This window comes from Paenibacillus pabuli NBRC 13638, assembly GCF_001514495.1.
GTDB lineage: Bacteria > Bacillota > Bacilli > Paenibacillales > Paenibacillaceae > Paenibacillus > Paenibacillus pabuli.
Map to the genome: position 1 here is coordinate 139,724 of NZ_BCNM01000005.1, position 25,372 is coordinate 165,095.

Annotated in this window: 21 protein-coding genes; 4 read left to right on the forward strand and 17 right to left on the reverse strand. The window is 47.0% G+C overall.

The window, feature by feature from the left end; genetic code table 11:
- Positions 1-245: 245 nt before the first annotated feature.
- The gene (locus PPA03S_RS09090; RefSeq protein WP_062322001.1) at positions 246-1,352 is read left to right on the forward strand and encodes an FAD-dependent monooxygenase; all 1,107 of its coding nucleotides are present in this window, start codon (positions 246-248) and stop codon (positions 1,350-1,352) included.
- 108 nt (positions 1,353-1,460) lie between these two features.
- Here the strand turns inward: PPA03S_RS09090 and PPA03S_RS09095 are convergent, their stop codons facing one another.
- From PPA03S_RS09095 to PPA03S_RS09175, 17 genes are all read right to left on the reverse strand, one after another.
- Positions 1,461-1,790 (reverse strand): metal-sensitive transcriptional regulator, encoded by a 330-nt coding sequence (locus tag PPA03S_RS09095; RefSeq protein WP_062322003.1) that lies wholly within the window; start codon positions 1,788-1,790, stop codon positions 1,461-1,463.
- A gap of 77 nt (positions 1,791-1,867) precedes the next feature.
- Positions 1,868-2,101 (reverse strand): ferredoxin, encoded by a 234-nt coding sequence (locus PPA03S_RS09100; protein WP_062322005.1) that lies wholly within the window; start codon positions 2,099-2,101, stop codon positions 1,868-1,870.
- Positions 2,102-2,199: 98 nt separating this feature from the next.
- Positions 2,200-2,439, reverse strand: a complete 240-nt coding sequence (locus PPA03S_RS09105; RefSeq protein ID WP_062322007.1) for a glutaredoxin family protein — start codon at positions 2,437-2,439, stop codon at positions 2,200-2,202.
- A gap of 32 nt (positions 2,440-2,471) precedes the next feature.
- Positions 2,472-2,675: a heavy-metal-associated domain-containing protein gene (locus tag PPA03S_RS09110; protein WP_062322008.1), complete on the reverse strand. Its 204-nt coding sequence runs from the start codon at positions 2,673-2,675 to the stop codon at positions 2,472-2,474.
- A gap of 5 nt (positions 2,676-2,680) precedes the next feature.
- On the reverse strand, positions 2,681-3,316 hold the full coding sequence (locus PPA03S_RS09115; protein WP_062322010.1) for an NAD(P)/FAD-dependent oxidoreductase: 636 nt from the start codon (positions 3,314-3,316) through the stop codon (positions 2,681-2,683).
- A 10-nt stretch (positions 3,317-3,326) separates the two neighbouring features.
- Positions 3,327-4,181: a DUF8832 domain-containing protein gene (locus tag PPA03S_RS09120; RefSeq protein ID WP_245683556.1), complete on the reverse strand. Its 855-nt coding sequence runs from the start codon at positions 4,179-4,181 to the stop codon at positions 3,327-3,329.
- Positions 4,182-4,229: 48 nt separating this feature from the next.
- Positions 4,230-6,668, reverse strand: a complete 2,439-nt coding sequence (locus PPA03S_RS09125; RefSeq protein ID WP_157284037.1) for a heavy metal translocating P-type ATPase — start codon at positions 6,666-6,668, stop codon at positions 4,230-4,232.
- Between the two features lie 27 nt (positions 6,669-6,695).
- Positions 6,696-6,896, reverse strand: a complete 201-nt coding sequence (locus tag PPA03S_RS09130) for a cation transporter (RefSeq protein WP_062322017.1) — start codon at positions 6,894-6,896, stop codon at positions 6,696-6,698.
- Positions 6,897-7,413: 517 nt separating this feature from the next.
- Positions 7,414-9,990: a beta-mannosidase gene (locus PPA03S_RS09135; protein ID WP_082704063.1), complete on the reverse strand. Its 2,577-nt coding sequence runs from the start codon at positions 9,988-9,990 to the stop codon at positions 7,414-7,416.
- Positions 9,991-10,068: 78 nt separating this feature from the next.
- Complete coding sequence (locus PPA03S_RS09140) at positions 10,069-11,652, reverse strand: helix-turn-helix domain-containing protein (protein WP_062322019.1); 1,584 nt, start codon at positions 11,650-11,652, stop codon at positions 10,069-10,071.
- Positions 11,649-13,454: a cache domain-containing sensor histidine kinase gene (locus PPA03S_RS09145; RefSeq protein ID WP_062322021.1), complete on the reverse strand. Its 1,806-nt coding sequence runs from the start codon at positions 13,452-13,454 to the stop codon at positions 11,649-11,651. The genes PPA03S_RS09140 and PPA03S_RS09145 overlap by 4 nt, the downstream gene beginning before the upstream one ends.
- 30 nt (positions 13,455-13,484) lie before the next feature.
- Positions 13,485-14,339 (reverse strand): carbohydrate ABC transporter permease, encoded by an 855-nt coding sequence (locus PPA03S_RS09150; protein ID WP_062322288.1) that lies wholly within the window; start codon positions 14,337-14,339, stop codon positions 13,485-13,487.
- A 39-nt stretch (positions 14,340-14,378) separates the two neighbouring features.
- Positions 14,379-15,257, reverse strand: a complete 879-nt coding sequence (locus PPA03S_RS09155; protein ID WP_062322023.1) for a carbohydrate ABC transporter permease — start codon at positions 15,255-15,257, stop codon at positions 14,379-14,381.
- 161 nt (positions 15,258-15,418) lie between these two features.
- Complete coding sequence (locus tag PPA03S_RS09160) at positions 15,419-16,735, reverse strand: extracellular solute-binding protein (RefSeq protein WP_062322025.1); 1,317 nt, start codon at positions 16,733-16,735, stop codon at positions 15,419-15,421.
- A gap of 189 nt (positions 16,736-16,924) precedes the next feature.
- On the reverse strand, positions 16,925-19,027 hold the full coding sequence (locus PPA03S_RS09165) for an acyltransferase family protein (protein WP_062322027.1): 2,103 nt from the start codon (positions 19,025-19,027) through the stop codon (positions 16,925-16,927).
- Between the two features lie 508 nt (positions 19,028-19,535).
- Complete coding sequence (locus PPA03S_RS09170) at positions 19,536-20,096, reverse strand: flavin reductase family protein (protein ID WP_062322029.1); 561 nt, start codon at positions 20,094-20,096, stop codon at positions 19,536-19,538.
- Positions 20,097-20,240: 144 nt separating this feature from the next.
- On the reverse strand, positions 20,241-20,891 hold the full coding sequence (locus PPA03S_RS09175; protein ID WP_062322031.1) for an HAD family hydrolase: 651 nt from the start codon (positions 20,889-20,891) through the stop codon (positions 20,241-20,243).
- Positions 20,892-21,132: 241 nt separating this feature from the next.
- Between PPA03S_RS09175 and PPA03S_RS09180 the strand changes: the two genes are divergently transcribed.
- From PPA03S_RS09180 to PPA03S_RS09190, 3 genes are all read left to right on the forward strand, one after another.
- On the forward strand, positions 21,133-22,893 hold the full coding sequence (locus PPA03S_RS09180) for a DEAD/DEAH box helicase (RefSeq protein ID WP_062322033.1): 1,761 nt from the start codon (positions 21,133-21,135) through the stop codon (positions 22,891-22,893).
- Positions 22,894-22,895: 2 nt separating this feature from the next.
- On the forward strand, positions 22,896-24,110 hold the full coding sequence (locus PPA03S_RS09185; protein WP_062322035.1) for a YqhG family protein: 1,215 nt from the start codon (positions 22,896-22,898) through the stop codon (positions 24,108-24,110).
- A 182-nt stretch (positions 24,111-24,292) separates the two neighbouring features.
- Positions 24,293-25,336, forward strand: a complete 1,044-nt coding sequence (locus PPA03S_RS09190; protein ID WP_062322036.1) for a hypothetical protein — start codon at positions 24,293-24,295, stop codon at positions 25,334-25,336.
- The last annotated feature ends 36 nt before the right edge of the window (positions 25,337-25,372 follow it).

The window sequence follows — 25,372 nt, forward strand, 5'->3', positions numbered from 1 at the left end:
AACGAGTTCTGTTTAACAAAACCACACTTATATCAAGCCTGCGATTATTCTGCAGAAGCAGAGGGGTAGCAGGCTTGAACTTTCCTTAAATGGAGAATTTAAAACCATCTATTGCAATATGTTAATTCGTTTGTTTATAATAGCGTATATCATCTAAGTTACTTTTAGTTACTTAATGATTTTTGTAAATTTGTTATTATAAAGTAATACGATTTTATCCATTATATTGCAAGGGAATTTTACACATGAATCAGAATACACATTTGAAAACAGACGTATGTATTGTGGGAGCCGGACCAGGTGGAGCGCTGCTCTCATTTCTGTTGAACCAGCAGGGAATATCGACCATTCTGATCGAGCGCCAACCGCATCTGCTCAAGTCATTTCGCGGGGAAGTGCTTAATCAGGATGGCGAAGATTTATTGAAAAAGCACGGATTGTACTCTTTGGTCGCGAAGCGTGGTGTTCTTCCTTTGGAGGAGATTCAGTACTGGGAGAATGGTCAGATTATTCATACGATTACCCCGGATAAGCAGGAATCACATGTAGGCATTCATGTGCCGCAGGATCATCTGCTGGAAGTCATTGTGTCACAATCGCGGACACTGGGGAATGAACCTATTCTTTTCAATACCGTTATGACTGGATTGTTACGTGATAAAACAGACCAGACGGTTGGCATCAACATTCGGCAAGAAGGAAGACCGGCTTCGATTGAAGCAGCTGTTATTGTTGGTGCAGATGGCAGATATTCAGCTGTACGCAAACATGTGGGTCTGACCCCCGATATCCGTAAACATGGGTACGACCTGTTATGGGCTCGAATTCCTGCTCCGGCAGGCTGGGAACCCGCTGTTCGAATGGCCAGCATGGATGGTCAGCAGCTGGCGCTATTCTCCCAATTTGGAGGGTATGTGCAGATCGGATGGAATATACCACAAGGGGCATTCTCCAAGCTGCGCGAACAGCCTTTCGCTCCGTTTGTACAGCAACTTGTGGCAGCCTTCCCCTGTCTCGCTGATTCGGTAGCCGAACATATTCGGACCTGGAGTGATTTTGTTTTGTTATCCGTAGAGAGCAGTTTTGCCGAATCGTGGGCGCAGGGCAATGTAGTATTGCTCGGCGATGCGGCACACACGATGACTCCGACGGGTGCATTTGGATTAAATGCAGCACTGGAAGATGCAGATGCGCTCTCCAAGTTGCTTATTGCGATGTCAGATAATCAATTCAAATCCACAGAACAATTGCAGATGCTGCAAGCTATCCGTGGAGAAAAAGTGAAACGGCAGTTGGCCCGACAACTTGAAATGGAATCTTCATTCCAGCAGCGGTACGAATCTTTTCAATAATCAATGGCTTTTCCAATAGTAGACATCGCCAAACAGCCGTTCACTTCCTTCGTCCTTCAGGAAGCAATCGGCTGTTTTTGGTTTTTCAGTTTGTGATCTGATTCTAACTTATTTAATTAACTTATTTATAGTTATCATCAGTTCATCCAAAACCTCGTTATCGCCTTCTGAAATTCGTTCAACGACACAGCTTTTCATATGATCTTCCAATAGTTGCTTTCCTACTCCATTCAACGCAGATTGAATGGAGGCAATTTGATGCAATACGTCATCACAATACGTATCCTTCTCAATCATTCCTTTTACTCCACGCACTTGCCCTTCAATCCGGTTCAACCGGCTAATTAATTTCCGCTTTGTACTCTCAGAATGATGGCTTTTCCGTTTATTTGAAGAGGTGTGGTCACATGAAGCAGCCTCAAGTATCGTATTATCCATGTAGATCAACTCCTTTATTACACATTACCACCCCCTCCTAACCCATGTAAAGGGAGCAAGAAGTATCATGGTACGTGCTAAGAGAACGGCTTGTCATCAACCAAGATCGAATCGGTCGGGCAACCATCTACTGCATCTTGTAAGTCTTCTAGCAAATCCTGATCTATTACTGACATTCCGCGGTTGTCGTCTCCTTCGAAAATTACGTGTGCCAAACCCTCATCATCATAACCAAAAATCTCAGGCGCCACTGCTCCACATGCACCACAAGCGATGCAAGTATCTTTATCAACACAGGTATATTTAGACATATTATACCCTCCTTACAACGAGATATCACCCAAAAGGCTGTTTCCAGGAAAATAAGTTAAGAATAACCCCGGTCGAAAGTTGACCGGGGTCATAAGAGTTACTTAACTAACTCACTGATTTCAGTGAGATTTTCGGCAAAGCCTACAAACACCTTATCTCCAATGACAATGGTTGGAACAACCTGTTTTCCAGTCAACTTCCTGACTTCCTCAGCATACTTGGCGTCATCTTCACAATTGTAATCCGTATAGGGCAGTTCATGCTCTTTAAAGTAACGTTTAGCATAATTGCAATCGCTACAGGTTGGGATTGAATAAATCTGAATGGATTCCGTCATGCCCAATTACCCTCCTTGCACTTCAATATATATTACGCTCCGACGTTATATCCTTTTTTACGGATCGCTTCTTCAATTTCAGCGATTTGAACTTTAGAATCGTCAAATCGAACTTCTACTGTTCCTTGTTCAAAATTAACGTGGCCTTCAGCGCCAATAGCGCTAATTGCACCTTCAATTTTAGGAACACAAGAACGGCAAGACATACCTTGAATTTTTACGGTAGCTTCTTTCACTGTTTTCACCCCCTTTCAAGCGTCATAGCTTTCAAGTTCTCCAGTGTCATTCGATTAACGAATTTGCTGAATTTTTCTTTGCCTTTCGCATGCATCTTATAATATTCAATAATTGCGGTAACGGAGGGAATAAGCTGATCCTCCGTAAGTCCGGAACTTAGCAGCATGGCGAAGGAGGTTTTAAGCCCCTTCGACTCGCCACCAACATAAATATCGAACTTATCGCGCATCTTGACGACCCCAATATCCTTAATCAACGGTTCACTAGTGCCTAATGCACACCCTGCATATCCAATCTTTAGTGGTGTAGGCGTATCGATACCGGAAATGGCTTGATTTAAATTTTTGGCTGTTTCCAAGCCTGCTTCTTCTGCACCTCTACAAAAATTGCAAGCAATCAGACTTTTGGTTACAAATCCTGCAGGATTTATTTCAAGACCGTGATCCTCAAGTTCATTTTTGATCTGATCTCGTTGTTCAATCGATACTTCTGCGTAGAGTTGCTTAAAGGGTGTCATTTCCACTTTTGAATCTGGGCCAATAATCTCGCCAATTTTAACTAGTTGCTCCGGAGTGAATAAACTTCCACCAAGTTGGATTGCTGGACTAATCGCTATTTTAATTTTATCTTCCATGCCCATACGTCTCTACTCACTTTACATCTACTACGAAAGGTACTGTAAAGACTTCCCCATCGTGTTGGAATTGGCCCCAGATTTTATAAATTCCGCTATGCGGGAAGGAGGTCATAAATTCCGCTTTTGGACCTGTTGCCTTTTCCTCTGTTGGATGAACATGCAGATATTGCTCTGCATCCTCAGAAAGGATAACAACATGACCTACAGCACCGAGGTATTGTTCCAGGTTATTGATCCCTTCGTTCGTTTTCGCATCCATGATATTAAAAGTCAGATTTACATCTTCGTTGGCCTTTGTGCTACTCAATGAAAGTTCGATTTTTTTACCATCCACTTCTTTTACAAGATTGGAATCCGCTTGAACAGGCTCTTGGGCTTTTGCTGCCCCCCCAACGTTCACCCATTCACTGGGTGTAGTACTCGCTCCACCTTTTGGAACAAAGTCGGCAAGGATTTGGTATTCTCCTCCGGCTGGGAATGAAGTTTCAATCTCAAACTTTCCATCGCCCTTATAATCAGGATGAATGTGATTAAAGTAAGAAAGATCTTTACTCACCACGATAAGGTGCATTCGTTTTTCGTGACCCGTTTCAAATTCTTTAACCGGATTTCCATCAGCGTCCGTGATTAAGATCGTCAGATGCGAATCTTCGTTGGCCTTCACATCTGATGCAAAGGAGAACGAGGCTTTAAGGGTACTTGCTGTTGAATCAGCATGAGGCCCTGCATGATCATGACTCACAGTTTCATTTTCAGAATTCATCTCATCATGATTCATACCACCATGTCCATCTGTATGTGCACTTTCTTTAGGGGTTCCGCAAGCAGACAACACACCGAAAGCTAAAACACCGGTTAACATTAGCATGATTTTTTTCCTCCTCATCATTATTGCCCTCCTATTGTATGGCCTTGATTAGTGACGTATTTTTACGCGTTGCAATCGGAGGGCGTTGAGAACGACGGAAACCGAACTCAAGGCCATCGCTGCGCCTGCAACCCATGGCGCTAACAGACCGATAGCAGCAATAGGAATGCCTAAGGTGTTGTAACCAAGCGCCCAGAACAAGTTTTGCTTAATGTTGCGCATGGTCTTACGACTCATGTAGATAGCATCAGGAATACTGGATAGATCGCCGCGCATGAGTGTTACATCAGCCGCTTCCATCGCCACATCTGTCCCCGTACCAATCGCCATACCAATATCTGCAGTTGCCAAAGCCGGAGCATCGTTGATACCATCGCCAACCATGGCCACTTTTTTACCTTGAGATTGTAGTTTTTTCACTTCTTCCGCTTTTCCTTCAGGCAAGACCTCTGCACGAACATGGTCAATACCCACTTGAGCAGCGATGGCTTTCGCCGTACGTTCATTGTCACCTGTAATCATAATGACCTGGATGCCCATTTCTTTCAGACGGCTCACTGCAGCTTTCGAAGTTTCTTTAATCGTGTCTGCTACAGCGACCATACCTGCATATTGACCATCAATAGCAACCAGCATCGCAGTTTTGCCCGCTTCTTCCAAACGTGACATCGAATGATAAGCTGCTTTTGCATCGATATTATACTTTTCCATCAGTCGACGTGTACCCACGAGTAGCTGTTTACCTTCAACCATTGCTTGGATTCCGAAACCCGGAAATGCTTCAAAGGATTGAGTTCCTGGTAGTTCGATATTTCGTTCCTGGATGCCCACAACGATGGCTTCTGCAAGTGGATGCTCAGAATTTTTCTCTGCAGCTCCAACAAGTTTCAGGAATTCATTTTCATTGCCAAGAGCGACGACGTCAGTCAATTCAGGTTTACCTTTTGTAACAGTACCGGTTTTATCCAGAAGGATCGCATCAATTTTATGCGTCTGCTCCAGATGCTCCCCGCCTTTGAACAACACCCCTAGTTCAGCCGAACGACCAGACCCCGCCATAATGGATGTTGGGGTTGCAAGTCCAAGTGCACAAGGACATGCGATAACAAGAATCGCAATTGCTTTTTCTAACGAACCTGCAAAATCACCTGGTGTAACCCAGAAGTACCAAACCACGAAAGCAACTATTGCAATCCCTACAACGATCGGGACGAATATGCCCGAGATCACATCGGCTACCCGCTGAATTGGTGCTTTTGATCCCTGAGCTTCTTCAACAACCTTAATAATTTGTGCAAGAGCGGTTTCTTTACCTACTTTGGTTGCTTTGATCCGAAGAATACCGTTTTTATTAATCGTAGCTCCAATCACAGCATCTCCGACTTTTTTCTCTACCGGAAGGCTTTCACCCGTAAGCATGGATTCATCCACAGATGAGTTCCCTTCCAGCACCTCTCCGTCTACAGGTACTTTATCTCCTGGACGAATAAGGACAACATCTCCTACAATGACTTCATCCACTGGAATGGTAAGCTCTTTACCATCCCGGACCACTAATGCCGTCTTCGCCTGCAGACTCATCAGTGATTTAATAGCCTCTGATGTTCGGCCTTTCGCAAGTGATTCAAACAATTTACCCATTAGAACCAGTGTAATAAGGACCGCACTCGTTTCATAATAGAGGGATGGACCATGATGCATACCGTCTGCCATACTTGACCATTGAATGGTCAAATATAAACTGTAGAAGTACGCTGCAGAGGTACCTAGTGATACCAACACATCCATGTTGGCACTCCCGTTCCGGAGAGCCTTATACGCACCCACATAGAACTGTCTACCAATATAAAATTGTACTGGTGTAGCCAGGATCAGTTGGAACCACGGATTCATAAACAAATCCGGTACATAGATCCATGAAGTGAACGAGAAGTGACCTACCATAGTCCACAACAGCGGCAAGGAAAGAATTGCCGAAATCAGTAATTTCCGTTTTTGATTGCTCAGTTCTTTGGCGCGATGGTCACTTGCACCACCACTGGAACCGTCTGCCTTGATGATCGCTGTATAACCGAGTTTGCTCACCTTTTCTTTCATGTCTTCGATGGAAACCTCACCAGGAGAAAATTCAACTCGGGCCGTTTCCATGGCGAAGTTTACTGAAGCGTTAGTCACGCCGGGCAGCTTGTTCAGGCCCTTTTCAATTTTGTTCGCACATGCTGCACAGGTCATGCCTTCAAGATTGAACTGCGCAACCTCTGATACGGAACCATATCCCAGTTTTTTGATTTTTTCCTCAAGTTCTTTCATTTCCACTTTCGTGGGATCATACGTTACACTTGCCTTTTCCAAAGCAAAGTTAACATTTGCTGATGTGACCCCGTCCATTTTACCGAGGCCTTTTTCAATTTTGTTTGCACAAGCTGCACAAGTCATACCTGTAATTTGTATACTCGACTGTTTTGTCTGAGCCTCTGCTGTTGCCACAATAACTCACTCCCCTCATGCCGTTACTTATGATACTTCATAGCCCTGTTCTTCAATAACTTCTTCGATCTTCTCCAACGAAACCTGACCTTCGTCATACGTCACTTCAACTGAATCATCAACGAGATTTACTTTGCCGGATACATTTATTTCTTTCAAAGCACCTTCGATGGAATTTACACAATGTTGGCAACTCATACCTTGTACCTTCAATACAATGTTTTTCATTTTATTTCGTCCCTTCTTTTTTGGATTAGTTTGATCTAAACAGCGGGTTAACTCTTGAAGACAGCTGTTCGTACTTCGCAAACAAAGTATACCCCCCTACCCTATATTAAGTCAAACGATTTTTTATATTTCTGTAATGCATGCACAATAAAGAAGCTATCTCAGAAGTTTATTCATAATCGTCATCAACTCTGAGATGCTCCCTAACGTCCTCATGATACGTTCCCTTTTGAATGAACCCTTGATTCCACGGACTTGACGTTCATATAACTTAATCGATTTATTTGAAACTGTGTTTTACTCTATTCGAAAAATGGATCTTACGGTTTGAATGACAGTGGATAATCATAGCAATCATACCCCCAACCCCTATATTTGTAGATAAAAAATTTTCAGAAGGTCGATCGCGACCCTCTGAAAAAAGCATCTTATATAGGAATATCGTCTACGCCTTACAGGATCACGCTCTACCTTAATAGGGCAACGAACATCTCATATTCATCAAAGAACGCAAAGCTCAGGCTTCGCTTCCATTCATCGCGCTTACTCGAAGTTCTGTCCAAGGCAGTGGAACCTGTTCCGGATGACGCAGCCGAACGGTTCTGCTCTCCCCAGGGAGCAGATCGAAATAGTTGTCACTGAAACGGACACGTCCGAGGGGCAGTTCGAGCTTCACCAAGCGGGCGATGCCGCCACTCGCTGTCACCGTGACCGATTGTTCCTCCTCGTTCACGTGCACACTGAGCCGGGATTGAGGCAGCTTAACATCTTTCGGATCACGTAAGAAATATCGATTGAATGGTGCTGAAAAACCTTCACCTACCAATTCAACCATCACCTCTTCTGCCGGTCTGCCTCCCAATACTTCCGCTTCGCTGAATTCTGCAATGCAAGCGGACGATTGTGCGCCTGTCTCCACACGATACAAACTGGAATACACCATCTCCCCATCCAGTCCATAGACATGAAGTCGAAGCACCCCATTTAACATCTCCCGTGTATCATTCACGACCCATAGTCTAAGCAGCTCACCCGGCTCATGTTCCAGCGACAATAAAATGGGATGAAAGAATATTTTCCCGTAATAAAAAGAGGCTTTCGGCAGCAGCTCATAGTCAATCATGGACCAGCTTGTGCCCGGCCAGCTGTCATTCAGCTGCCACACGAGGGCTCCACTATTGCGATGATTGATCCGCCGGAAATGCTCAATGCCGTATCGTAATCCTTCTGCCTGTGTCAGCATTGAATAATTCATATACTCTTCCATATTTTGCGGAATGCCCGTATATCCTTCCATCAGGAGAATGCCTTTCTGATGATTGGTATCCTTGTTCCGATAGGCCATTTCGGGGCTGCCCCAATAGAACTGCCCTGCGGGCATGTTTTTCTCCAACGTGTACCGGTTGGCCGAGGCATGCATGCCGAATTCACTGCTGAACAGGGCATTGTCCTTTTTATAATTTTTGAATGTCACTCCTTGAATACTGTAGTCCAGCAGTGGCGGCTCGCCGTGTTTTCGTGGATAGACGGAACCATGCCATACCTGCCAGTTGTGACGATCCCCTACATCCGGATCGTTGGCATCATTGCCATTACTGTCACCATACGGCGAGGAAGGCCAGTATGGACGAAATGAATCCAGCTGCTCCAGCACTTCCGGGAGCAGCTCATGATAGATAAGCTCTCCATAAAAGGGGCTGGTAATATCTCCACTGGCAGACTTCATGTCATAGAGCCAGTCAATTTCGTTATTGCCACACCAGAGTGCAAGCGAAGCACGGTTGCGCAGGCGCAGGACATTATTTTCGACCTCATCCCGCACATTGTTCATGAAGTCACGATTGAAATCAGGGAATAAGGCGTTGGCAAAAGCAAAGTCCTGCCATACCAGTATTCCTTGCCGATCGCATTCATCATAAAAGACCTCCTTCTCATATATGCCTCCTGCCCAGACACGCAGCATATTCATATGTCCTTCCACGGCCAACTCGATCAGTTCACGATACCGGTAGGCAGGAATGGCACCAATCAGATGGTCCGCCGGAATCCAGTTGGCACCCTTGGCATACACACGGACTCCGTTCAGGATAAATGTAAACGCATCTTTACCCTGTTCATCACGAAGGGCCAGTTCAATGGTTCTTACACCAAAAGGCTCATTGTAATGGTCTACTTCCACCCCATCTGCAAATAACGTAACTTCCAGCCTGTACAAGTAAGGTTCGCCCAGATCATGCGTCCACCATAATTGCGGTGAATCCAATTCCAGTGCTGTATCTGCGAGACCATTTTCCACAACAACTTCGGCAGTTCGTGCCACTTCCTGTCCGCCCGCGTCCAATAAACGTATATCGCATGACATAGCCACCGCTTTTTCACGTTTCTGTCTGCTGCGGAAAGACAATACAGACTTCACGTCAGCAGTGACATGGACAACCGCTTGCTCTTTGCTGGCTGATTCAGTACGCGCAAATACGCTTTCCAGTTTCGCAATCGTTCGTCTCTTCAGCCGCACCCCGCCCCAGATTCCTACGGTAACCATCCGTGGACCCCAGTCCCAGCCAAAATTCATCGCTGCTTTGCGTAACCATGGCCGTTCCTTCGTATACGAAGACCAATCGAATGTCTCCTTGTCCTTGTGATGCAGATAAAGGGGGTCAAACTTGACTGCTATAACGTTCCAGCCATCACGAACCAGTGTCGTGACATCGAAAGTGTGGGACATGAGCATATTGGCCGTTTTGCCCACTTCATGTCCGTTTACATATATGGTGGCGAACGTATCCAGCCCGTCGAAGACCAGCTCGAAGGACTCCTCCGTCTCCCCAGCCTTCACCAGATTGAAGCTGGTGCGATACCACCATTCCTTCTGTTCGATCCAACGACTCTTGGCATCGTTATGCCCATAGTAGGGCGGATCAATAATGCTGCGTTCCACCAGAGCGGAGTGAACATCTCCTGGCACCTCTGCTCCGATCCAGAATCGATCGTCCAGCGCAGCCGCTGCCACATCCATGGCCCGCTTCTCTCCTACCTCGAAATGCTGAATCTTCCACTGTCCTGATAATTCCTGATTTGAACTATTCATCTTCATCCTGCCTCGCTCCCCAGATCCTTTAGTTAACGAAAACGTTTGCATTATTACATGACTTCATTCGTGTTTTGTTCACGTTTAACTGCAGGAAGGCTTGTACGACAATGCCTCCTCACGGTATTCACTCGGAGTTTTGCCTGTGTGCTTTTTGAACAGCCTGCTAAAATACTTAACATCCTCATATCCGCTGATGGCGGCGACCTCACTTACTTTCGCGGGAGATACCACCAACATGTCCATCGCCCGCCGAATTCGCATCTCTGTTACAAAATCACCAAAAGTGACGCCTGTTTCTTTCTTAAACAGCTCACTAAGATGTCCCGGATGCACATGAACCTGACCTGCGACATGCTGCAAGCTGATATCCTGTGCCAAACCGGATTCCATATAAGCAATCGCCTTCTGTACATGACTTGTCCGCCCCTGCCCTATTTGGTTATGGTATGCATACATCACACCGTATAAATGATGAAATAGCAGATCCCGAAGCTCACCCGCCACCGCATCCGGATCTGGCATCCACGGTTCGAACCGCTCCAAGTCTTCTCTACCTATGGCACGCATCGTACGAATCAGCCAACGCTGTCCGGCATTCACCACGGAATGCAAACAGGCATCGAAGGACTCTGGTGTAACTTCCGGGTCCAGCCTCAGCTCAGCCATCAGTTCTTGTACCCATGTGGTGAGCATAATCGAGTCGTTATCCAGTAATATTGTCCCTAATGTGGTTTCTTCCTCATGATGAAGAACCGTTTTGCCGCCTTTGCGGTGCATGACGTCTTCATATTTCCATATCCTGTCTTCGAGCAACCCATGGTAACGATACGCCATCGAAGCTGTCCGGTAGCTCTCATGCAATTGATCGACCTCCCAACAGGGTAGCCCTACTGCTGCACGCAGTGTACATTTTAACAGCTGCTCGATCCGGTTTAATGCAATACCCAGCGTAAATTGGAATTCCTGCTTGTTCGGTGGTAACTGTAAAACACAGATGATCCGGTTCTTTTGCATTTGAGCGATCGCACCTGGCAGAACATCTTCCAGCATATTTTGCACGGCAAAGTTCAATAATGCAGCCGATGAACGACTCCAGCCTGCCGCTTTCAAGATCAGAACTTGTCTCTGTATCTGCTCTTTGCCAGAATAACAATCCGATTGTACATTCATTCCCGGCTGGAGAAATACAGGACAAGGGCCGGATTCAACGTCTCCATCAATGATCCATTCAGTGAACAGACGCTGTCTGTTCTCACGAAGCAGCTGTCCTTCTCTTGATTTTTCAGCCCATCGTTCGGTAATCCGTTGTTTGGCCTGAAGCACTGTCTTGATAATTTCCTCCGGCTTGCTCGTCTTGAGCAGGTAATCCGTCACACCTTGCCGAATCGCCTGCTGAGCGTAAGAGAAGTCATCGTATCCCGATAAAATAATAACCTCTAGTTCCGGCAGTAGCTTCAGCCCTTCCTGTGCCAATTCAAGCCCCGTCCTGCCTGTCATCCGAATATCCGTCATTAGAATATGCGGCCTCTCATCAGCCATGCGTGTTAACGCCTCTTCTGCCGAGGCTGCTGGCGGGAGAAGCTCGATCCCCAGTTCATGCCAGGCAATTACACTGGCAAGCCCTGTTCGAATAATTACTTCATCATCAACAATCAGTAATCTCATGGCGATTCCTCCAGGATTGGAATGGAAAATGAAATCCGGGTTCCACCCCCAACCCGGCTGTCCACTTCGAGCTGCGCCTCAGCACCATAATGAAGCAGCAGTCTCTCGTTCACATTGCGGAGCCCGTAACCACCTTGGGAAACTTGCTGCATAGGCTCTTTTTCCGTCCAAAGGCAGTTTGAATGATGCTGCTCTTGCTCATCTGATGGCACAAGACTACGTCTAATCTGATCCAGCCTGTCCGGCTCCATGCCCGCACCGTCATCCAGCACCAGCACATTCAGCCGTTCCTCGTCCTGGCGAATCATGATCGTAATCGTTCCCATGCCTGCTTTCGGCTGAATGCCATGAATCATCGCATTCTCTACAAGCGGTTGGAGCAGCAATTTCAGCATCATCCGCTGTTCAAGTGCCGGATCAACAATATAATGCACAGCGAACTTGTCGGGAAAACGGATGGATTGCACGCGGACATAGTGACGAATATGGGCAATTTCTTGTCCTACGGGGCAGTATTCCTTACCCTGATTCAGACTGATACGCAGGAAATCACTCAATCCCTCGACCATATCTGCAATTTTTTTCTCTTCCGACATCAAGGCAATCCAATGGATGGACGAAAGGGTGTTATACAAGAAATGAGGATTGATCTGCGCCTGTAGGGCTCTAAGATCAGCTTCCTTCTTGCGGGCCTCCCCGCGTATAACCTCTTCCTTCAGGCTTTCGATATGTGCGCCGAGCAGATTATAACTCTCTCCTAGCCGTCCAATCTCATCATCACTTTCGGAACGGAACAAAGGCAGCGGCCGATCCGGATCGATCCGGGACAGATGCCGGGTCAGTACCCGGAGCGGTCTTGTCACACGGCGTACAGTAAACCAGACCAGCCCGGCACTGATCGCAGCAGACATGGTAACAGCAACCGCAGTGAGAATAAGGATATAGCCATTTTCCGACTTGTATTGGTCGTAAGGTACTGTTCCGGTTAACGTCCACCCCGTCAGCTGTTCCGGGTAATAGAGCAAAGTACGTTTATCCTCTCCGCTGCCATATGTGGTCGTTCCGCTACCTCCTTGCTGAATCAGCGTCTGTACACCCGGCTCAATCTGATCCAGTGACTTTCCAAGACGGGATTTATCCATGGAAGACAAAATCTCTCCAGATGGTCCAATCAGCTCAAGCCGCCCTTCTCCCCTGCCAAGCCCCAGCGCGGCCCAGTCTTTGGAGATCGCTTTTTCATCCAGACTGATCGCCAGCCAGCCAATCGGTCGATAGTCATGGATACTGCGAATGGGCCGAACCAATGTGATTACATTTTGGATACCCGCATAATTCTGAACCGGATAGACACCTGTCCACGCTTTGACCGCATCTCCATGTGGAGCAGGAGGATAGGCCACATTGGATGATTCGTACCATGTAGCCGTAGTCAGTGTTGCATCGAAACGGTCCGGATAGATTGCAATGTTGGCAATATATTTTTTGGAGGCAGCCAGATTGGTCATCCTGCCCAGGATATCTACACGGTCCAGCTCATGGTCCTCATTACGGCTCAGATACTGCTGGATATCCCGTTCCCCGATTAGGAAAATCGACAGGTTCTCTGCGTCCTGAAGCATGTAACGAAGATTCGCTTCTACTTGCTTTAGCGTATCCATGCCAGACAGCTTGGTTTTTTGTTCCGTGATGCGGGAAGAGATCAGGAAGGCGAACAGACCCAGCACCAGCAGCGGCACAATCATGGAAGCCGTCACAACAACCGAGAGCTTCCTCTGCAACGAAGATGTGAGCCAGCGTCCCAAACCTTTTCCCTCCTCTGGATGCGCGTTCGTTTAACCTTTGACAGCTCCCGCTGTCATGCCTTTCATGACCTGTTCCTGGAATACAAGGTACAGAATAATGGTCGGAATCACCGAAAGCGTCATGGCAGCAAGCGTCAATCCGTAATCCGTCTGATAACCGTCAGCAAAGTTCGCAATAGCCAGCGGTAACGTTTTCAATCCGGTTTTGTTAATAAACACGAGTGCAAATGAAAAGTCATTCCACGCATGCAGGAAACTCAGAATCGTGACCGTCGACAAGGCAGGAACAGACATCGGAAGCATGATGCGGGTGAACAATCCCCAAAGACCTGTTCCATCGATAAATGCAGCCTCTTCAATGTCACGCGGTACACTTGTCAAATAGGCAGTAAGCACAAATATAGCGGTTGGCAATGCAAACGCCGTATACGGCAGGATCAGTGCCCAATACGTATTTAGCAGGGACATCTGTTTCATCAGAATAAACAATGGAACGAGCGTACTATGAATGGGAATGAGCATGCCCACAACAAAAAAGGTCATGATCAGCCCTTTCCAGCGAAATTGGAAGCGTGCCAATATAAATGAAGAAAGTGCTGCGATAAACAGCGTCAAAATAAGTGAACCAACGGACACAATCAGTGAATTGCCAAATGCGGTGCCCAACCTGGAACTTTCCCAGGCATTGCTGAAGTTCTCGAAGTTCCATTTCTCCGGGAGACCGAAGGGTCTGCTGTAGAAATCTTCATTCGTCTTGAACGCACTGATCACGAGCCAGTAAAACGGATACAATGTTAAAATACCATAGACCGTCAGCAGCGTCCAAACAATTCCGCTGCGCAAGCGGTGAGCCGAATAACCTGTCGTACGTCCAGGCGATGGCATTGATACCGGTGTCACACTCATTACAGTTCCCCCTCTCCTTTAGTTCTCTTTTCGTTTGCGACTGGTTACCCACTGGCTTGTTCCAATAAGCAGCAGGGAAATCAGCACGATGGTCGTTGAGATGGCACTACCGAAGCCATAACGGTACGTTGTAAAGGTTGAATTATACATATACGTAGCAAGCAGCTCCGTTGCATGTGCCGGTCCACCTTTGGTCATGATGTACACCAGGTCGAAGGACTTCAGACTGCCCGAGATGCACAGAATGATTGCCACCTGAACCGTTCCCCAAATCATGGGCAAAGAAATGGATACCAGCTTGCGAAGTCCCGATGCACCGTCAATCTTGGCGGCATCATGAATCTCGCCTGGAATGTTTTGCAGTGCCGAGATGAAGATAATCAGATACAAGCCGACAAAGCTCCAGAGCAGCGGCGGCACCAGCGAGAAAATCGCGATTTTGTCATCGGACAGCCATTGCAGCTTCCAACTCTCCAGCCCGAGTGCGTCCAGCAGGAAGTTCAGTATCCCGATCTGCGGATGATAGATATATTGCCAGATCATGCCAATGACGACCGTGGACAATACCATCGGCAGAAATACGGCTGAGCGCAGGAAGCGCTGTAATGGATTGCTTTTGTGTAAAATGACCGCGAGCATCAGCGCCAACGGAATTTGTCCGAATACCGACGCCAGAACAAAAATAACGTTATTTTTCAGTGCCCGCCAAAATACGGGATCATGCCATATTTCCACATAGTTATCCAGACCAATATATTTCGATTCTCCGATACCGGACCAGTTGAAGAAGCCATAATACGCTGACCACACAACTGGCACAAATACAAACAACGCATAAATAATGACTGCCGGGGCAAGCCCCAGCATAATAAAACGCCGACTGCGCAGTGCGTTCATTTCGCTCACTTCCCTTCATATATGCCTTTCCAACCTGTGCACTCCATCCTTGTAAATGAAAACCCCTCCCCTGCCGGGAAGGGGCATGAACAGATCAATCCTCATCGAAATAGTCATTGGTCTACTCACTTTCATGATTCAATCCATGACCTATCTATCGATTATTCATTACCAACCGCGTTCGCCTGAGCAGCCTGAATTTTAGCCGCAATATCTTCGGCTTTCCCGCCCATGAGCAGCTCCTGCAATCCGTTATTAATGACTTCAACCGTTGCCGATCCCAGCTTGGAATCGTAAACCGGATTAATTTTCACTTCCTGCATCAGATCGTACAATTCAACGAACAATGGATGTGCATTGGATTTGTCCAGATCGATCTTGTAACTGACCAGCGTACTGCTGTCCAGTGTTGCCTTCTGACCATCAGGTCCTGCCAAGGCGTAGAACAACTCCATGGCTGCATCCTTTTGGGCGCCTTCCAGCTTTTTGCTCACACCCAGCCCGGTTCCTACAACACCGGATGTTGTTCTCGGCTCACCCTGACCACCATCCACTGGGGGAAGAATTGTAATGTGCGTGTTTTTCAACACATCTTCAGGTGCGTTATTCACCAGGTTCGCCAGCGCCCACCCACCGTTCATGACCATGGCCGCTTTGCCCTGGAAGTACAGCTGCATCATTTGAGTCTCGTCGATACTGTTGAATCCGTCCTGGAATGCCTTGCTGTTGCCAAGTTCCTGCATTTTGTTCAGCGCCTGGATGAATTGTGGATCAGTAAAACTTGCTCCATCCTGTGCCGCTGCTTTCAGAAACCAGTCTGTACCCGTAATCCGATCAGCCAGCGTACTGAAGATGGTCGATTGAGCTACCCAATTCGCCTTGTTGCCCAGCGCCATTGGAATGACCTTGTTTTCATTGAACGTAGCAATCGCCTGTTCCAGCTCGGCCCATGTCTCAGGCACTTTCACGTTATACTGTTTGAACAGCGCCTCGTTGTAATAGATGAAGGAACTTGGTGCCAGATTCATCGGCACAGAGTAGATATTCCCGTCCACGGTATATCCGTCCAGCGCGTTAGGTATAAAATTGTCCTTCCACTCCGGCTTTGCGTCCAACTCGGCATTGATCGGCTGCAGCAGATCCCCTTTTACAAATTCCTTGGTCATCGCATCCGGCCACATAACAAACAAATCCGGCATTTCATTGGCCGCCGCCACGGTCCGAAGTCTGGTTTTGAGCCCATCTGTAGGCAGGCCTTCATCCACTACTTCGATATCCGGGTGTGACGCACGGAAGTCATCAATAATTTTGCGCATCGCTACCGCTTTGGCATCCTGCCCGGTCCAATTGTGCCAGAGTGTGACGGTTACTTTATCCTTGCTGCCACTGCCTTCTGAGCTGTCACCGCCCCCGCAGCCAGCAAGAACGATGGAAAACAAAGCCATTGCCAATATTCCCGAAAGCCATTTTTTCAACATCACTTTAATCCCCCTTGGTGATTTGATTACACTTATTGTAAATGGTAACGCTAACATTCTGTAAGGTGACGATCCACGGGTACAGGGGTGAAAAATATCGGATACCTTGTTTGATTACGCCATCTTTGCTTCCATATAAAAAGAGCCCTCACAATGAGAGCTCCCGATCAATGATAAATAAGTGCTGATTTATTTCAAATTTTCTTTCACAAGTGCTGCAAAAGCTTCCGAACCTTCCGTGGTCAGATGTACGCCATCTTTTTCAAAATATTCGTCATGCCCCTCGCTTGCACTGTGCCAATCAATCAGTGATACGTTACTGTAGTCGGAAGAAGCTTCATTCAACGCTTTGTTGACTGTTCTCTCCCATGGACGAGGTACCCGAACAGTAACCAGATATACGTGTTCTTCATCCTTCAAATAATCCAGCACGGAATTCAGGCTTTTCGAATTAAATGAACCGTTCGTTCCAAGTTCCAGTACGACCTGGCTGCCCAATTGATTGTTCTGCTTCAGACCATCCAGTACATCGGCAGCTTCCCACATCTGACGTCCGACGTGACCGTCCACGTAAACTCCCGATATGCTTTGTTCAAGATAAGGCTTTGCATCCAGAATAACTGAATCTCCAATGACCGTAGTATGAATCTTGCCGTCTTTGGCTGGAAGGACTGTTCCCCCTTCTTCTTGGGACGAGTCAGACGTATTGACAGGATCTTCCGGTTGCTGGGTACCATTCTCTTCAGAATCGTCGGTTTGATCACGTTGATCGTTGGTGCCTTTGGCCTGACCGGCTGGGTTATTCAAGTCGTCAGGAGTGGTTCCTTTCTCCTCCCCTGATGATGATTCGTCCGGTTCGGATGTCGGGTCAGGCTTCGTCGTTTGCTGCTCACCTTTGCCTGTTGGTTCTCCAGCATTCTGCGCAGGTTTATCGTTTTTCTGTGGCTCAGGTTTGCTGCCGGAATCCGGAGTATTCACTGCTGCCGGAAGAACATCCTGCCCTTTTTCCTCCACTACGGAGTGGTCTGCATTCAGGGCGGTAGACATCGATACCGAATGGGAATCGGAATTCGCTGCAGAAGTGATCATCATCTCTGACACGGTAAATGACATCAGCAGAATGCTCATCAGCAATCCGGCGCGCTTCCACCATACGTTACGGATCCCCGTTGCATACCTTCCTCTTCCCCATAATCGGGACCAGGAAGCACGGAAGCCGTTATAACGAATTGGATTTTCAATATATTTAAGTGACAAGGAGGCAAGCGCGACCGTTGCAGCAACCTGCAAAACCATTCGGACAGGATGTGCTCCACCCGTGTCTACCGCCGGACTTGTTAGAATAATGACAGGATAGTGCCACAAGTATAATCCATAGGACCGTTCACCGATCCAGCGCATCGGCTTAGCGCCAATGAATCGAGCAAGTAAGGAGGAAGGATGAGCCAATACAGCTACGAGCAATGTCGTCGCTATGGCCTGAAGCACCATTCCTCCTTGATATAATGAAGGATCATACTCACTGCTATTCAGCATCATGTAGATTAACAAAGCCAGCGCAGCTGCGCCGGATAGATCCAGAACGCTCCGATGGACGCTGGCAAGGGACGACGACAGCTTGCGACTCGGCCATACCACGGCCAGTGCAGCACCTGCCAACAGGGCAAATGCTCGCGTATCGGTTCCGTAATAAACACGGCTCGGGTCCAGATCCGGATTATACATGATAGCCATTGCACCTGCTGACAATTCGGCTGCCACGACAATGAATACGACCAGCCATCCCTTTCTTTTGAACAAGAGGATGGCCGCAACCAGTAAAAGAGGCCATACGATGTAGAATTGTTCTTCCACCGCCAGCGACCAGAAATGTCCGAAAGGTGACGGTGGGCCGAAACTTTCGAAATAGGAAACGTGATGAAAAATGTACCACCAATTGCTTATGTATAAAACGCCCGAGACAATGTCACCACGCAGGGCAGCAAGCCGGGAAGGGTCCGTGCATAGCAGCCAGATCATTACCACTGCGGTCATGGTGAGCATACCGGGTAACAGGCGCCTTACTCTTCGAATCCAGAAATCACCGAGCGATATCCGGCCTTGCTCCTGCCATTGTGTCAAGAGGATGTCTGTAATCAAATAACCTGAAAGAACAAAGAAAATGCCTACACCGAGCAGACCGCCCGGGATAAAATCTAAATTCAAATGATACCCTATTACTGCAAGCACAGCGATAGCTCGCAAGCCATCCAATCCGTTCATATGCCGCTTGCTTTTCAATGGTTGTGACATGCATGCCCCTCCTTGTTACGGTAAGTAGACATCATGGGTGTCCGGGGCGTTTGAGAACTCCTTGTGGTTCTGGTTGTCATTGACATACGTATTGCACCTTCCATCATTCATTTACAACATAAAGAAGACGTATTTCTCTAAAGCATAGTGTTATTTACGATGTTCTTTATATTTTCTAGATCTCCCGTTTAGCATTATACGCCCGAAAGAATCTTCACAAATTACAATAATAGTTACAATCACATGAAACGATGTAACCTTTCCTGCCAAGCATATACAGCTGTAAAATCATACTCTAATTTAGTCGTGAAATACAGCATTTTTCATGGAATGGCTAATATTACCTAGCCTGATTTTGTTATATAAGCATATCTCTTTGGATTCGGAAATGTGTGCTTGAACCAATAGCAAAAGGCTGCCGACTTGCTCAGCAGCCAATAACCATTATAAACCTATCTCTTGTGGGATTGAAAGTTTTGCTCATAATTGCTTCTTGGTGCCTAGGACTCTAGAGGTAAAATGGATGAACCTTCTCTTCTGAACTGCCATCAAGTATCCGATAAGAGGACCGTCCCACGTACATGGGAATTTGCAGTTTGTCCAAGTTAACCATCCCGTTGTCCAGAAAGTACTCCGGGTCCTGATACCGCTGCATCACTTCGCCCGCGATCCATTCATGATCTCCGTACGTTGTGATATCGATCACCTTGCACTCATAAGCAAAGTAAGCATCGGTCAGTATGGGTACATCTACCTTGATCCCATCCTCATAATTAATGCTGAACTTTGAGAATTTATCCGTATCTCTTCCACTGAAAGTACCTGCTGCCTGTATCCACTCGGATCGATGGCCCGGTAGAAAATGGACCCCAAACACCCTGCTCTGCTCTATCAAATGGTAAGAATACGTCTCCTTTCGCAGCGATATGCCGTATATCCCGGGAGACGACCCAATATAGGTATGCCAGCCTGAGGCCATTACATTTTGCAATCCCTCATGACGGGATGTGACCACTGCCACCATTCCAGGATACGAATAAAATAACGGTTCATCTATCGGTTTCCGCATTGGATTCACCTCTCCATTGTCAGTTGCTCCCCAGCTTCCAAGGGCACCACTTTTATCCAATATTATACATAAAAAGTAATCTTTCATCTACAATAATTGCGCACTTTAGTTGTAATAAAACGGCCTAATAGGCCGCTTGCATTTTTACAATACACCGATTTGGGTTTTCAATTCCCTGATACTATCAATAACCCGATCCGCCTGAGCTAGTTCATCAGCTTGAGCAAAATCAAAATTGCATCCGATGGAAATTAATCCATTCTCCTTCGCTGCCACAATGTCAGACAAACGATCACCGATGACCATTCCTTTAGTGACCTTATATTTCTCCATGATGGTGCGGACGAGATCAGTCTTATTCTGTGATGAAATCTGCTGTATGCTGAATGTTTCGGTTACCCACTCATCCAGATGATAATAGTTTACGATGGCATTTAAGTATTCAATTTGTCCATTACTCGCTATGTATATTGGTATGCTCTTCTCTTTGCAATATTGCAAAAGCTCTTCTACGTACGGATACAGTGCACCATGGCCTGCCTCAATATTCGCAATCAATCTCTCATGAAACCATTCATTTGCTTGATGTCTGATGTGATCCGAGTAGCCCGGCAATAGGTTCTCCCAGACGACCGGTAGAGGAACTCCCATAATTTCACGGTACTTTTCCACAGGTGTCTCCTGCTCCCATAATCCCTTTGTTCTCAGAAGATTAAAAGTGTCATGCAGTGAATTTTCCAATATTCTATCTGTTTGAAATAGCGTTCCATCCATATCAAAAATCAATGAAAACATAAGTTCATGTTCCTCCTTATAATCAGCACATATATCGAAATAAAATGGTCACTCTACATTAGTGAAGCCACTATTCATCAACATACGTGAATACCTATCATTTTACAACTCTTCTACATTTTCTAGATGTCCTGACAGAAATCACTTCCATATTCCAAGATTGGTTATGAACTGCCTCTCATTCGTCCATACTATAACCTACGAATAAAACGTCATCACGTATGGCAGGGGAGGAAGCACCATGAACCGGAAAAACCCGCATCATCTCAATCAACCTGCAGCAGAATTACCCGTTCCACTTGAATTCGACCGAAGTTGGCTGACCCAACTGGAGTCCAGACTCGATAAAGGCGGCCCATGGGGCGATTACAGACTCTTTCAGCTTGGCATTCAAGCGGAAGAGACCAATTTGATTCCCAACTTTGATGAAATCCAATGCCTGAAGCATTTACAGGGACTTACCCCGCTTCCACACCAGATGGATACTGCACGCAGAGTACTGTTTGAAATGTCGGGACGTGCCATTCTCGCCGATGAGGTGGGACTTGGCAAAACGATTGAAGCTGGCCTGATTTTGAAAGAATATATGGTCCGTGGTCTCGTATCCAAAGTGCTCATTCTTGTGCCTGCATCCCTTGTACTTCAATGGGTCCGTGAACTGAATTCCAAATTTGGCATCCCTGCGATTGCACAGAAAAAAGCGTATTCCTGGCAAAATGAAATTGTGGTTGCCTCCATGGATACAGCGAAGCGTGATCCACATAAAGATTTGCTGCTGAATACGGATTACGACATGATTATTATCGACGAGGCCCATAAGCTCAAAAATAAAAAAACGACCAACTATCAATTCATGCTTAAGTTACGGAAAAAGTACTGCCTTTTGCTCACGGCTACGCCGGTTCAGAATGACATGAGCGAGCTGTTCAATCTCATTAACCTGCTCAAGCCGGGACAGCTTGGTCGTCAAGGTGATTTTGCGGCCAATTTTGTCGTCGACAAACGTATTCCGAAAAATCAGGAGCAGCTCAAGGATGAGTTGTCCAAAGTCATGATCCGTAACCGACGCGGCGAAGGGCCTGTTCAATTCACCAAACGGAATGTGTCCAATGTGAATTTGCAGTTATCGGCCGAAGAACAGGCACTTTATGATGGTGTAACTTCCTTTGTGAAAGATCAGTATCAGGAAGCGGGTGGCAACCTGAGCAGCATGCTTTCCCTGGTGACGTTGCAGCGAGAAGTATGCAGCAGCCGGGATGCCGTATTTGTAACACTGGTCAATCTGTCGAAGAAACTACCACTGGACTCCCCGCTTCGGGACAAGATCTGGGAACTGGTTGCACATATTAAAGCGATCAAGGAAAATACCAAGGCTGAGAAAACGATGGAACTCGTTCGTAACATGAATGAGAAAGTTATTATTTTCACCGAATATCGTGCTACGCAGGAGTACTTGCTTAATTATTTTCGCAACAACGGCCTGACCGCTGTTCCCTACCGGGGCGGCATGAACCGTGGTAAAAAAGACTGGATGATGGACCTCTTCCGCGGCCGTGTGCAGGCGATGATTGCAACTGAAGCGGGTGGTGAGGGAATCAACCTTCAATTTTGCCATCACATGATCAACTTCGATCTGCCCTGGAATCCCATGCGTGTAGAGCAGCGGATCGGCCGCGTACACCGATTGGGGCAGCAGAATGATGTGAACATCTACAACCTCTCAACGACAGGTACAATCGAGGAGCATATTCTGAATCTGCTGCATGAGAAAATCAATATGTTTGAAATGGTCATCGGTGGACTGGATGTCATTCTGGAACGGCTGGAGAAGAAAGAGTCCATTGAGAAAAGTCTGTACAAAATTATGCTTGAGTCACAAAACGAAGAGGATATACGCCGTAAAATGGACTCGCTTGGACAATCACTGAACTCTATTCAGCGTGAAGTGGCAGATGAGGCACCCGCCGTATCCGGTCTTGACCTTCGCAAAGGAGGTCTCTAATCATGACCATGTCGCCCCATGAAGTGCAAGCTTACGTTCTCACTTACCTGGAAACGCTCGATTGTCAGATCATGGAGCGGTCTCCTGCCCATGTAACGGTAAAGCTATCTCCAGAAGCCGACAAGGCGTTAACCAACCGTCCGTATTATTGGGGATTTGTCGAGCGTACCGGAGCACCTGCGGAGACAATGTCTTTTACGTTTGTATTTGATCCGGACGCCTATCAGCAAGCATTGGAAGCTGCTGAAGCAAAGGCTGCACAATCCGCTCCAACAGCAGGTACAAGTCCCGGCACCGAAGCGCCAAAAGATACGATTCTCGGCAGGTACTTCGGCATTGTCCCTTCTCTCCCCCAACTAGGACCCGGACGAATTTTAAAAGAAGATGTGGTATATGGCAGTCGCAGGTTACAACAGATCTTCAATGCAGCCCGTGAAGGCGGCGCATATGTAAATCTGTTCGAACAGGCTGCAAAACGGCAATTGCGCGCTACCGCACCGGCGGTATATGAACCGTGGCTTGGTGTCTGCTTCAAAGTGGAATTTGCCTGTGATTTGAAGCGGGAGGAACTGCATTTTATTGGGATCTCCCTTCGTACAGGGGAAATTATCGAGAAATTCGGCTCCAAGCTGAACAAACGTGACCTTAGTCCAAGGCTGGCAGAGAATATGCACGTACAGACAGCCAAGATATCGTTAACCGATGCCGGGGCTGCTCTGGAGTCTCATTTGACGAACCGCTTATTGAAACTCGATTATAGCTGGGCTGAGAAAGCCAAAGAGCGGCTTGATCTGGAACTCGCTGTTGTGGATACCTACTATGAAGCGGTTCTTAGAGAAGACACGCCTGAGGTTGATGCGGATAGGCTCTCTGATTCCAGTAGAGAGGATAAAGCCTCTGATAAAGAAGAGGCCGGGCCATCTCCCCATATTCCCCCTTCTCGCTCCGGAACCTCTCGAATCCAGAACGTACATTTACAGCCAATTGAACTAACTGGCGTGATGAGCGGATCTGATGTCGAACTTGCAGCTGAATCTGCTGTTCAGGCAGAAATCGAACCGGATACGGACCCTGAACAGGATAAAGCCCGACAAGCCGTAATGGACCGTGAGGCCATGAAGCTGCAATACGAGACGCGCCGTACCGAGATGATCTGGCAATATGAACCTAAAGTGAAGGTGACCGCCATTAGCAGCGGCATGTTTCATTTGAGATAGACGACGAGGACACTACTTTTCCCGCAAATGACGGCAAAAGTAGTGTTTATTCATGAGTGGCAGCCCGACAGGTTGCAGCAACCTTTGCAGAGCCTGTCCTCTAGAATGAAACTAGAAACGATCATGTAACGAATACAGCTTCTATTCGTCATGATATGTACTCGAGAAGAGGCGGTGTTCGCATGAAACGACCCTTTCACCCCGCGTGGAACCTAATACGACGAATTACAGGCATTGCTGTGTGCCTTCTGTGTGTAAATCCCCTGCTCCCTTTGCTTCAAGCAGAAGGTGCAGGTATTCAAGATGGATCTGAATCGCTACAATCCTTAACCATTACCCAAAGTACGGCTGTGCTCCATTCAGATACAATGGCCCCAGATACGGTTCAACAGTTTGCACGCGAACAAGCGCTCATTCTTGGGTCTGAAGCGACCGGGAAACGTTGGAAACAGGCTGAATTGGACTTTTACCCTCTGGGTCCAGGTACGCGCAGTTGGCTTGTATACGCTGATGTTGAAGGGTCTCCCGTAGGTTATATGATTATTTCAGCGGACCTACAGGGGCAGTTGCAGCTCAGTGAATATGGTCAGGGAGAACAGCGGCCTTACAGCAGTTCCTTGTTGGATCAAGCGTTGGATAAACAGCAATTGAACCTGCAAAATCTTATTACTGGTGGAGGAGAGCTTCATTTGCGTTATGCTCCTCCACTGCTCGCCTATTGGAAAGTGGTAAGACCCGATGCTGATGCAATTTATATCGACGCAACCAATGGTGATATCTTGCCAGTGGGGATTCTAAATGCACTGGAAGTGGATTCACAGACCACGAAACGGCTCCACTCCATCACCCCACTGTCTGGACAAGTATCGCTCATCACGGCGGAACCATCAAAAGTCTCCACGTTATCTGTGGATTCGATGCATCTGCAATCCGTGTTTAATCCCGCGGACAATCTAATATGGATTACGTCCAAGGCAGTCTCAATCACCGGAGTGGTGGCATTGAATCTGCAATGGAAGGCAGATAGTAAGATCGTTTACTCTGCGGATCATCAAAATGTTTTCTATGGTGGGCCTTTGCCTGTCAGCGGGTATCAGATCTGGCGTGATGACCACGGAACAGCTCAAATACAATATGTAGCTATTGGCGGGCATACTTCGGTGAGGAGATTAGTACCTCTTCAGACCTTGCTACGGGATGGACATTTCTATGCCATCAAGCCCTAAGCATTCCAAATATGATATTATAAGGTATATTCTTCT